Origin of the sequence: Marinicellulosiphila megalodicopiae, assembly GCF_045862395.1 — a bacterium.
GTDB classification, from domain to species: Bacteria; Pseudomonadota; Gammaproteobacteria; order Pseudomonadales; family Natronospirillaceae; genus Marinicellulosiphila; species Marinicellulosiphila megalodicopiae.
In genome coordinates, this window is record NZ_AP023087.1 from 4,357,300 (window position 1) to 4,371,392 (window position 14,093).

A 14,093-nucleotide genomic window follows, 5' to 3' on the forward strand; every position below is an offset into this window, starting at 1 on the left:
TCTGCGACTTCATTTGAATCAACCACAATGCTACTTGAATAGTCTCTAGTACCGGAAAGTGTCACGGTTCTTTCAGTTAGTTTATTAACAATTGGCGATAACTGATGACTCACAACATTTGGAGCGGGTTTTGCTATAAAGAATACAAAAGCATCATCAACTGCAACAAATTCATTGCCATCTAAATCCTGTGCTTGAGCAATATTCAAACTTAAAGAACCAACCATCTCATCGGTTAATGCAATAGCATCAGTGACAAACGTATCATTTGTAAAACGCGTTGTTATCCATTGTCCGGTTGTAATAACAGGTACTTGAGAGACACCTTCCACAACAAATTGCGGCGCTGAATCTAACATCGACGAGCTAAACTGAATGCTTAGTTGATACATAGAATCAATTAATACTGGTGAAGCTGCATTAGGTGTCACTTGCGTTAACACAGGAGCAATTCGATCTTCTAGAGAAAGTGTTAATGCTGCAGTGTTTAATAGATTATTCTCGTTGATATCGCTAATTGAAACACCTGGTTCAATTAACTCATTACCAACGATACTAAACCCAGCTGAGACACTCACATCTACATAAGTAGAATCTTGTGACCAAATAACAGAATTAATTTCACCAAATGATGCACCTGCTGGAGAAAGATTAACATTCGCCTCAGCCGATAAATTAGTTAAACCGCTTTCATCCATTGCTTCGTTAAATACAAAACGATAGAAATCACCAATTGAAACATCATTAGACCCATCGGCATCTTCAAAGATGACATCGATTAACTCTGGAGATATCTGATCTTTACCTTTTAAGTAATCACTGCCTGTAATGTTATTTGCGGCTTTATCTGTAATGAACTTAGATGGAATGATTAGCTCATCACCAATTAGGTTATAGCCTTCAGTGATGGTTACAGTTACGGCATTTTCTTGGGCATTCCAAGAAATAGTGTTGATATCACCATATTTTAATCCACCTTGAGGACGCAACAACGCGTTTGCGTTTGTACTGTTATCAATTAACGACGAAGTAACCATAGCTTCAGAGAATACGAATTCATACTGGTCTCCCAAGCTAATACTTAAGCTTGAATCCACATCTATCCAATTAATACTTTGTAAAAAAGGTGCGATATTGTCGCTAGTTGGTAGCGATTGTGCACCAACTGCGTAATTACTTTCCTGATCTTGAATACCACTTACCGAAACGATATGGGTAGGCTGAAGGGTAAATCCCTCAGCTAACGTTACAATCACCGTTTTTTCATCGGCACTGATTTCAACAGCGGCATTTAAACCAAAACCAAATCCTTCGCCATTTACAAAATGCTCATTAGCATCATTGTTTGTTGCGCTATCAGTTAATAACTGTGCATTAATTGGATCTGAGAATACAAATGACAATGTATCGCCAACACTATAAATAGAGTCTCCGTCCAAATCATTATATCCAACTGTTTCAAACCTTGGAGGCGATAATTCACCTAAATCTTCAAAGATCCAAACTTGTGAAACTTGAGCTCGAATAGAGGTATCAGAATTATCATTCACAAACTGAAGCTGTAAATTACCATCAGCGTATAATGCTTTTGCTATTGAATACTGATATTGAGATGCTGAAGCCGTTGGCATCAATTGAGATTGATGAATCACGCTTTCAGTGCCATCAATTAACGATTGCCTTGTTGAAATGCCATCACCAGCATAATAAGTAACACGTACTTTATATTGCTTTTGAGGGTCCAAGCCTGCGTAATCTAATATGATTCGCTCATCATGCCAGATCATTGTTTTACCAGGATCTTGAGCAGCTGACCATTCGTTACTCATTACACCTTGAACAATTACTGGAGCCGCTATATCACCGACATGTTCTAATCCATTTTCATTAAAGTTACTGTAGCCTAACTCAAATGGTGCCTGTGTTAAAAATGGCGTTGCATTTACGTTATCAGATACCCTTTCACCAGTACCTAACGGATAATCAGTCGCGTGGAATGGACCTGATCCATCTACGTCACCCCACCAGCTTTGTGACGCATCTAAAACATTCGAGGTACGATTCAATAAACCATAATCGTCATTCAAAAATACTTGGTTATTACTCACATTCGTAGGTAGCCCGGCCAAAATATCAATACCACTGCCGCCATTGGTTGAAATACGATTGAATGCAATCGAAGGATTAGACAGGCTTCGCTCACTATAAACACCTGCTCCGATATTACCCCAAATTCGGTTACCCTCAATAATAGGGGACGAATCATAGATTCTAATACCGTGGCTTGAACTGCCGTGAATTTCACTGTTATAAACAGTGATATCCGCATTATTTAAATATAACGCCCCATAATATGAAGTATTACCGGCATAATGAATTTGCACAAAATCCAATATAGATAAATTTTCGATGGCAGAATTATTAAAATATAAACCTTTCCACGTTCCATTCACTGCCGAGCTTGCCGCCCCATCATTATTGGTATCTCCAACTACTTCATCATCTTCTAAAGCGGTGAAAATAATTGGCGCATCTGAGCGACCTTGAGCGACTAATGCGCCATCAATAACTAAGCCTGCAGAGTCCATTTTAACTACAACACCCGGCTCAGCAGTAATAACAAAACCAGCTGAGTTAGTCGCATCAGTCGTACCAAGATGATAATAAACACCTGCATATTCATTTTCAAAATACTCAAATGTAAAATCGCTTTGACGTGAATTACCATAATATTCAAAACGTTGATGAGTATTATTTCGAACAATGTTTCCATCAGCTGACGTTGGTAATGTGGAGAAACTTAATCGATATGCATAACCATTGCCTTCAATTGTATTTCTTTGAGGAACGGCCCCAGCAAAACCTGAATCAAACAATAAACCAAAGCCTGTATTATTAATGAATTGGTTATCATTTATTACACCATAACTACCTGAACGAATTCGATAACCATGATTATTATTCTCGATAGTATTATTACTTAAACTTGAATTCCCTGAATACTGATAAATACCATCATTAACGCTATTTGAAATAGTAGAGTTCTCAATCGATAGCCTAGCATTTTGCATATAAAGACCATGAGTACCACTATAATTAATCTCAATATTATCTAAATCAACTACAGTAGTTGTGCCGTTTAAGTACAGTGCACCGGTGCTTCTTCCTGAGTACAAAATACGAGTATCTGTTAACGAATTTTCTGTAGCAGAACTAATGTATATATGATTCCACAAACCCGAAGAAGGCACAGTTGCATCTGCATTATTATTCGTGTCGCCACCGTGTTCATCATCATGAATCGATGTAAAGATTACGCCATCAGCAACTAATTGACCTGATACCGATATGGTTGAAGAATTCGCCACCTTAACAATTGAGCCACGCTCGAATTCTAATTTAACAGAGCTATTAACAGTTACACTGCCCGTTAGAAGATAAACCGCTTTAGGGAAATAACTATCAACAGTAAATGTCCCTGATAAGTTAATCGCTTGATACGAGTCTGCATCCACAGTAGCTGTAGCGAAATTTGCATCACTTCTGTTACCAAACCCGTCGATTGTATTCACTTCAAAGCGATAATCGTTACCTAACTCTAGTCCTGAAATAAATATATCGTTCGCTAAAGGATTCACACTAAATCGTTCAGAGTTATTAAATAACGGCGCATTAGTTCCAAATGTAGCGTTTTCACCTACAAATACACTCACCTCATAGGCTGCGAGATCATTTGCAGCATTAGCCACTCTTGCCCAACTCACTCGAGCCAACGTTTTAATTGAATCATTTGAAATTGAGGCTGAAATAGAAGCAGGTACTTCTGGTGCCGTCACATCAATCAAAGCTGAATCAAAGGTGATTGCATCTGAATTAACAACTTCACTTAAATTACCCGCAGCATCAATTGCATAAACTTGATAATAATAATCACCATTAACTAAATCAGTATCCAAATACTCAATTTGACCGACATCAAGACTTGCCACTATTTCAAATGAATCAGCTATGTTAGATCGTCTTGAAAGCACATAATTTAAAACATCACTTTGATCACTAGGCTCAAGAAATTGAACTAAAAGACCTTGGTTATTTTGAACAATAGTTAATTGAGAGATGCCTGCAGGCGAAATTGTATCTGCTGATAACGCAAGTCTTGGTGTATTTGAAATCTTGCCGTTTAAGTCAATTGCCTGCACCCAAACATCAACTACACCCTGTTCGCTAGAGTTAAATTGATAAGCCCATTGACCTTCATTATTTGTGTCCGAGATAGTATTTTTTTGAATCAAACCAGTTGGATACTCAACGTACAAATTCAATAATGAAATGGACTCATTACTAAATAAGCCTGTAAGTGTTAGCCCTTGGTTATTAACAACCGAGTCAGCCAAAGTTGTGATAGATACAGAAACATCTAACACTGGTGCCACTTCTTTTATTAAATAAATAGCTGCAATTTTTGCTCGATAACCATCAACAGCTTCTAAATTCAGAACTAAATTACCATCCACAACTTCTGAAACTGGTAATAGATATTCATAAGACGTCGCAACTGTTGATATCGACTGAGCAGGGTGAATCTCAAATCCAGTACTTGTTACTAAACGCTGATTTGATACTTCTCCAGAAACATTCACGTAACTCACGATTAAACGATAACGCGCATTATTATCTAACGCACTAAATAACATCTCGATATTTTTATCGTTATCAACCAACAAGCTTTGTAGAGGGTTACTACCTAATTCAAGGCTTTGCTCACCTTCTACTACTGGATTTAACACACCATATTGCTTGTGATTTATCCCACCTGCATCGTAGTAAGCGTACTCAGTACCCGACTCTTGAATCGTATCGAATACGACATTGGTTGTGATTGAATCACCTGATCCATTAAATTCACCACTTGGACCATCTTGGGCACCCCACCAGTTATTTTGCGCTTGAACTTCTAAGCTTGAGGCATGCGCATTTATGCCATGGCGTCCATTTGCAAATATCTCACTGTCACTTACATTAACGCCCGTTGATGAATTAACATAAATACCATCCATACCATTCGCGTAAATTTCAGAACCTGTAATATTTGACGTGCCAGTAGATGTCTGCAAGAAACCCTGTTCGTTATTTAGCGCTAAAACACTTTGATCCACACTCACATTTGAGCGATGTGCATAAATCCCTGTTTTGCTTGATTGAGTAGAGCGGATGTTATTAAAACTTAAATTATTATTCGTATGAACAAAGATATTACCGTAGCCATTGTTACCACCAAATTTGATATCCACATAATCAAATACCGAGTCAGAACTCATCGTGCTATTAAATGTTAATCCATCCCAGATTCCCGCTCTTGCAATTGTTGCATCGCCATTTCTACCTAAGTCACCACCTGCGCTGTCATCATGAATCGATGTAAATGTAATTCGTTCTTGCTGCGTACCCTGCGCAATTAATGTTGCTGCATTTACAACTAACGAACCACTATCTGTAAATTTAACATTTACACCTGGCTCAATTGTTAATACACCGCCATTTTGCGTCCAATCTCCACTGATGTAATAACTGTTAATGATTTGGCCTGGTGCTTCAATATTATTGTGTTGCGCTAAGGTTAAATCCGTTGAACGTGTTCCCGCTCTTACCCATAACGCATTTTGCGCGTTTGGCACTAATATATTTTGATCTTCTGGGCTTGGCACCATCGTAATGGGTATATATAAACCACGATCATTTCCAGTGACCTCTGAATTAGTAATGCTAGAACCTGTTACTGCGTCATTAAATAACACACCCCAGCTCGCGTTATCCTTCACCTGCGTGCGATCAATATTTAACACTGCACTTTGATATGAATACACGCCATAAGTACCATTGTTATTAAATTTTGAATCAACAATAGTTAAATTAGATGAGTGACGTGCATATAAACCAATCTGATCACTATTCTCTACTACAACATGATCAAGTGTGCTGGTTGAACCCACACCATAAATATACAAACCATGAACAGCAGAATCTTGTATCGTGACATGACTTAAAGTTGGGCTAGCATTTTCAATATATAGTGCGCCATTACTACCGGTGCCACCAAAGCGAATATTCACATATTCAAGAATGCTTGCAAAATCGACACTTGAATCATTAAATGTAATACGACCCCAATCGCCTTTTGTGCCGTAAGTTAAGCCATTATTCTCCGTATCCCCACCAACACTATCGTCTCGATCAGAAGTAAAAGTAATCGGCTCAAGTTCTGTGCCTTTTGCTATTAATGCACCGTTGATTGTCAAATAACTACCTGCATCAAATTTCAATACAGTGCCTGCCTCGATATCCATTCGAGAACCTGCGTTGATTGTTGCGGTGGAATTAAGTTGACGATAAACAAAATCCGAACTCAGGGCTAAATCATAAGAACGTGCATTACCTAAGAAGTGAATAACCTGACTGTCGTTATCAACAATCGTATTATCTGAAACGCTTACAGGTAAATTTGAGAACGACAATCGAGCCGCACTTTGGTTATTACGAATCGTATTACCAGTAATCGGCTCGCCTGAAATAGCAGAGCTATTATAAATACCCCAACCGCTATGATCTTCAATCACGTTATTTTCAATCACTGGTGCGTCACCAGAATTAATATTTAAACCATGTTGGTTACGTGCAATGTGATTATCTTGATACGATGTCGATCCGCTATATTGATAAACACCATTAGTAGCGTTATCAAATACTTCGTTGCCAGAGAACACAACACCTGAACCATCGCGAGTATAAAAACCCGAAGTATTAGAGAATTCAATTCGGTTATTTTGAATGACCGTGCCAGATTTACGGTTATAAATAATGGCTGTACTTGAGCCACCAAAGCGTAACGTGCTGTTTTGAATAACCGAATCGCCCGTTGCATTAGTTGGAATATAGATATTGGTCCAATGAGCATCACTACCAAGTGATTCGCCATTATTATTAGTATCACCGCCAACTGAATCATCACTCCAAGAAGTAAATGTCACACCATCAGCTATCAACTGACCATTTACAGTAATGGTTCTTGAACCACCAACTTTAACAATCACCCCAGGGTCGATCGTTAAAGTCACATTGCTATTAATTGTGAAAGATGAACTCACATAATAAGTACCAGATTTCCAGTGAGTATCTTCCGAAATTGCACTATTAATCACACGATATGCACCCACGCTTGGCGTTACGATATCCGAAATCACCGCAGTACTAATATTTCCTGCCACATCTACCGTCCTTAAACGAATGCGATGCGCTAGGTCGTTTTCTAACTGCGTTAACGTGATTTGATTTTGATTTACATTCACTTCTATGACTTGAGCGTCATCATAAGTCGGTGCATTCGTACCGAAATTTATATCATCATCAATTGAGATATCTAAATATTGCTTAACAATATCCAATTGCCCATTAGTCGAAAGCGTCCATTGAACATCAATCCGAGCGTTACCAGCTTCAACAACCAAACCACTTACAGGCTCAGGTGCCAGAGTGTCCTCTAACGTATTATCAATTGATTCATTATTAAATGATGTATTTGCTTCACTTTTATTTCCAGCATTATCTTGCACAATTATTTGATAATCGTATGCAACGCCTAGTTGCACATCTGCATCAACAAACACATCAGCTCCAGGCACCACTTCAGTTAAAAGCTGCCACTGAATTTGCCCTGAAATACGTTTATTTATGATGTATTGCTGAACATCTGATTCCTGCAAGCTTTCTGTTGCAGATAACTGCCAAGACAGACTTAGACTCTCGCCAAGATCTTGTGGTGTATCGACCACCGAGAAATATTGAACCGCTATTGCTGGAGTCTGATCAACAATGACCTCAATCAAATCTAACGCATTTGAATTTTGAGCATTTACGCCCTGAGCTGCTATAAAATAAACCCCGTCAGCAGGTAGAATCCAACGATAAGAAAATTCGCCATTAGTATTAAGTGAATGCACTAGTTCTTTGGAAACCAATTGACTGTTTTGGTCATATACATGAATAAATACTGATTCGCTATTAGTAGAATCACCATTAATAATAACTTGCGTACCTGTTAATAAATCCTGGGTCTGTATGTTTGAAATACTTGCAGATGCTTGTGACAATGGCGCATCTAAGTTTTCGATCAACCAAAGCTGCTGCACAGTCGAGCGCAAACCTGAATCAGGTTTAATTGAAAGTAACAATTCATTAGAGCTAATGCTGCTAGCTGGTAAATCAAATCCATGAATTGTTGAATAAGCAGATGCTTGTATTTTGCCTGAAATATTTAAGCCATTCGCATCTTCGATATGCTGTAAATTGGTGCCTGAATCATTATTTTGAAATTGAGCAATCACTTTGTAACTATTTAACTCATTCAACCCAGTTGCTTGCAAATCAATGCTAGTAGAATCGAACCACATATCACTCCAAGCATCCGAACCAAGCTCTTCACTTGTTTTACCTTGTAATATTGTAAATTCACTCAACGTTCCGCGTTGCTCTAATCCACCTGCATCAATGTATCTAAATTTAGGCCCCTGTGTTTTGAAATCATTGGACAACATCGATGTAATATTTACATTCCCGTTTAATCTTTCACCTTGACCGACTAACCCTTCATCCACTTGGCTTGGGCCATCTTGAGCGCCCCACCAGTTATTTTGCGCCTGAACTTCTAAGCTTGATGCATGTGTATTGATGCCATAACGACCATTTGCATAAATTTGGCTATCATTGATACTCACACCTGTACCAGTATTTACATAGATTCCGTCATGCCCATTCGCGTAAATTTCAGAACCTGTAATATTTGACGTGCCAGTAGATGTCTGCAAGAAACCCTGTTCGTTATTTAGCGCTAAAACACTTTGATCCACACTCACATTTGAGCGATGTGCATAAATCCCTTTTTTGCTTGATTGAGTAGAGCGGATGTTATTAAAACTTAAATTATTATTCGTATGAACAAAGATATTACCGTAGCCATTGTTACCACCAAATTTGATATCCACATAATCAAATACCGAGTCAGAACTCATCGTGCTATTAAACGTTAACCCATCCCAGATTCCCGCTCTTGCAATTGTTGCATCGCCATTTCTACCTAAGTCACCACCTGCGCTGTCATCATGAATCGATGTAAATGTAATTCGTTCTTGCTGCGTACCCTGCGCAATTAATGTTGCTGCATTTACAACTAACGAACCACTATCTGTAAATTTAATATTTACACCTGGCTCAATCGTTAATACACCGCCACTTTGCGTCCAATCACCGCTAATGTAATAGCTGTTAATGATTTGGCCTGGTGCTTCAATATTATTGTGTTGCGCTAAGGTTAAATCCGTTGAACGTGTTCCCGCTCTTACCCATAACGCATTTTGCGCGTTTGGCACTAATATATTTTGATCTTCTGGGCTTGGCACCATCGTAATGGGTATATATAAACCACGATCATTTCCAGTGACCTCTGAATTAGTAATGCTAGAACCTGTTACTGCGTCATTAAATAACACACCCCAGCTCGCGTTATCCTTCACCTGCGTGCGATCAATATTTAACACTGCACTTTGATATGAATACACGCCATAAGTACCATTGTTATTAAATTTTGAATCAACAATAGTTAAATTAGATGAGTGACGTGCATATAAACCAATCTGATCACTATTCTCTACTACAACATGATCAAGTGTGCTGGTTGAACCCACACCATAAATATACAAACCATGAACAGCAGAATCTTGTATCGTGACATGACTTAAAGTTGGGCTAGCATTTTCAATATATAGTGCGCCATTACTACCGGTGCCACCAAAGCGAATATTCACATATTCAAGAGTGCTTGCAAAATCGACACTTGAATCATTAAATGTAATACGACCCCAATCGCCTTTTGTGCCGTAAGTTAAGCCATTATTCTCCGTATCCCCACCAACACTATCGTCTCGATCAGAAGTAAAGGTAATCGGCTCAAGTTCTGTGCCTTTTGCTATTAATGCACCGTTGATTGTCAAATAACTACCTGCATCAAATTTCAATACAGTGCCTGCCTCGATATCCATTCGAGAACCTGCGTTAATTGTTGCGGTGGAATTAAGTTGACGGTAAACAAAATCCGAACTCAGGGCTAAATCATAAGAACGTGCATTACCTAAGAAGTGAATAACCTGACTGTCGTTATCAACAATCGTATTATCTGAAACGCTTACAGGTAAATTTGAGAACGACAATCGAGCCGCACTTTGGTTATTACGAATCGTATTACTAATAATCGGCTCACCCGAAATAGCAGAACTGTTATAAATACCCCAGCCGCTATGATCTTCAATTACGTTATTTTCAATCACTGGCGCGCCACCAGAATTAATATTTAAACCATGCTGGTTACGTGCAATGTGATTATCTTGATACGATGTCGATCCGCTGTATTGATAAACACCATTAGTAGCGTTATCAAATACTTCGTTGCCAGAGAACACAACACCTGAACCATCGCGAGTATAAAAACCCGAAGTATTAGAGAATTCAATTCGGTTATTTTGAATGACCGTACCAGATTTACGGTTATAAATAATGGCTGTATTTGAGCCACCAAAACGTAACGTGCTGTTTTGGATAACTGAATCGCCCGTTGCATTAGTTGGGAAATGTATATAGCCCCAAGCAATTTGATCACCAGCACTCAATCCATCAGAGTTATGGTCCCCACCTGCTAAATCGTCACTAAAAGAGGTAAAAGTGACGCCATCTGCATTTAACTCACCTATAACTGTCAACGACCTGCCAGATGCAAATTTAACAATCACACCAGGGTCAATGGTAAGAGAATACCCAGCATTCAAGTTAATTGAAGCTGAAATATAATAAGTACCCGATTTCCAATGTGTATCTTTTGAAATATGACTATCAATGGTTGTGAAGGCTAATTGTGAAGGCGTTAATGCAGAAGAAATCACCCCCGTACCAATATTAGATTGCGCATCAATTGTACGAATACGCACTCTGTAACCAATATCATTGACTAAATTGTCCAATGAATACTGATCTTGATTCGCATTCAATGTGTAAAATTCGCCGTTATTATAATCAGGCGCATTCGTACCAAAACTCACCCCATCATCAATTGAGATATCCACAATTTGATTAACTAAATCACCTTGTGTATCTAATGACAAACCCCAATTTAAATGAATAATTTGATCACCAAGATGAGCGGTTAGATCAGTAATATCTTCGGGAGCCAATGTATCAACAATGGAATTATCAATGGCTGTTTTAGCAATCTGAACAAATGGCTCACTTGCGTTGCCTGCTACGTCTAGCACTTCAATTTTATAATCGTAGACAAATCCACTTAATACCAAGTCATCAACAAACGATTGCGCTGGCGCATTAACAACCTGTATTTGTATCCAGTTTTGCCCTGCTTGATCTCTTCTATATATAAAATATGATGCAACATCTGAATCTTGCGCAATGGCATCCTCAGCTTCAACCCAATTTAAAGTTAAACTTGTGCCACTATCATTTGGTGTATCGGTTACCGAGAAAAAAGAAACTGAGTTAGGCGCTGTTTGATCAACTTTAATATCAATAGGTAAACTTTGGTTTTGCATAGCATTGTCATTATGCGCCACAACTGACAATTGGTAATCGCCATCTTCTGGCAAAGTCCAAAGATACGAAAATAACCCATCTGAACTAATGGAATGCACATCAAAGTAGCTTGTTTGATCATTCAAAACTGAATAAACAACCAACTCAACGCTTGTCGAGAAATCAGCTTGCCCCGTTAAAACAACTTCCTGTCCTGTAAAAATCTGCCCATCTATTACATTATCAACATCAGCTGCTGGCAACATTGGAAACTCATCACTAAATTCAAGCAACCAAACTTGCTGAACAACCGCTCTATGGCCTGAATCCAGAATAATCGAAATATCTAAATTACCATCTAAATAACTAGATTGAGCAATCACGCCACCAAAAATAGCATTACTACTGCCTACAACCATTTCATCGATAATACGATTACCCAAAGCATCTTCAGCATGCTGAACATTGCCATTATTGTCAGAATTGAAAGCATTTATTACTAAAACATACTGCTTTAAAGGGTCTAAATTGGTTGTTGATAAATCAATTGACTGCTCATCATACCAAGCCGTTTGCCAAGCTGATGCTCCAAACTCTTGTGTAACTTGTCCTTTACTAAGCACAAAAGACGACAACAAACCGTGCTGTTCATCAGTACCGGCATTTGCGTAACGATGTGCATCTCCAAATTCTAAATACTGATCAATTAACAGCGAACTTATTGAAACATTGCCAGCAATCGAATTTCCCGAACCATCAAAGCTTCCATCTAAACTACTTGGACCATCTGGCGCACCCCACCAGTTATCTTGAGCTTGAACCTCAAGACTAGTTACATGAGTATTAATACCATGCCTACCATTAGCATAAATATAACTTTGCGAAACATTTACACCAGTATTGCTATTTGCATAAATACCATCATGTCCATTACCCAAAAATTTAGAATTGGTTAAAGACGAAGTACCCGAGCTAGTCTGAAAAAAACCTTGAGAGGTATTGAAACTAAATTCAGAATTTTCAACCGTTAGATTTGAGCGATAAGCGTACAAACCATACCCGTAAGCAAACTGAGATCGTAAATTTGAAATAGATAAATCGTTCGTATCAACATACAGATTGGCATTAGTTGATTGACCTGCGTACTTAATATCAACAAACTCAATAACCGAATCAGAAGTGACCGTTGAATTTAAACGAATACCTTCCCAGCTTCCCGCTTTGGCAGACTTTGGAGAATCGCCACGACCTAAATCACCACCTATGGAATCATCATAAAGCGATGTAAAAGTAATTGGTTTTCCTGCTACACCTTGAGCTAATAAAGTAGCCGCATTAACCGTTAACGAACTTGCGCTTGTAAATTTAACATTCACACCTGGCTCAAAAGTAAGCACTCCGCCGTTTTGAGCCCAGTCACCCGCGATATAATAAGTATTAATAGTTTGATTTGGAGCTAACTGTGAAGAATGGTTGAATAACGTTAAACTTGAAGTACGAGTACCAGCACGCACCCAAATTGCATTTTGATCGTTTGGCAATAACGTATTTTGATCTTCGGGATTTGGCAGCATATCAATTGGCACATACATACCACGATCATTACCCGTTACAGTCGTATTTGTAATGGTCGAACCAGGATAGTTATCCGCAAAATAAATTCCCCACTCTCCATTATCGATAATATTGGTTTGATCCAATAACACCTTAGCGCTTCTATAAACATAAATACCATGAGAGTCAGACTGAGTAATCTCACTATTATTAATTGTTAATGAAGCAGAATAATCAGCATATATTCCTTGGGCACCACTTCGCTCAATATTGACATTATTTAAAGTTACCACAGTGCCTGAGCCATAGGCATCAACACCAATGTATTGGCTATCTGTAATATTGATAAAATTTAAATTTGGTGACGCATGCTCTAAGTAAATAGCACCCAACCCTGATTGCCCGCCAGAAAAGTGGATATTTACATATTCTAAATAATTTAAAGAATCGATAATTGAGTCAGAGAATCGAATATTTGACCAATCACCAGCCTGAGCAAAAGATAATCCATCACCATTGTCATCGCCTCCCAATGTATCATCTCGATAACTTGTAAAGTAAATAGGAGAAAATTCTTCACCGCGCGCATTAAGTACACCATTTACCTGTAAATATGTACTACTGGCAAACTTAATAATTGAACCTGGCTCAATGGTTAATGTAATTCCTGAATTAACCGTAACGATTGAATCAATATAATGAACTTCATCTGCCCCCCAGGTTTCATCCTGACTTAACGCACCACCATGATGAATCAAAGCGTGAGCGTTGTTACTAAATACAGTAAATAGCAAAACAAGGTTAATTAATTTAAAGATATGATTTTGAAAAATCGACATGATTCATCCTAAACAAAGAAAAATTATAAAGAGCTGTTTTACGTTCAAAATCCATTTCCATGAATGAACAGACTCTTT

Annotated in this window: 1 protein-coding gene (running past one end of the window); it reads right to left on the reverse strand. The window is 38.3% G+C overall.

The genetic code is table 11. The annotated features are described in order from the left end of the window. Positions 1-14,015, reverse strand: the 5' portion of a protein-coding gene (locus TYM08_RS18760; RefSeq protein ID WP_422380681.1) for a right-handed parallel beta-helix repeat-containing protein. The gene continues 9,247 nt to the left of window position 1, outside the view; the window shows 14,015 of its 23,262 coding nt (coding positions 1-14,015); the start codon lies at positions 14,013-14,015; its stop codon lies off the left edge, out of view. Positions 14,016-14,093 lie beyond the last annotated feature (78 nt).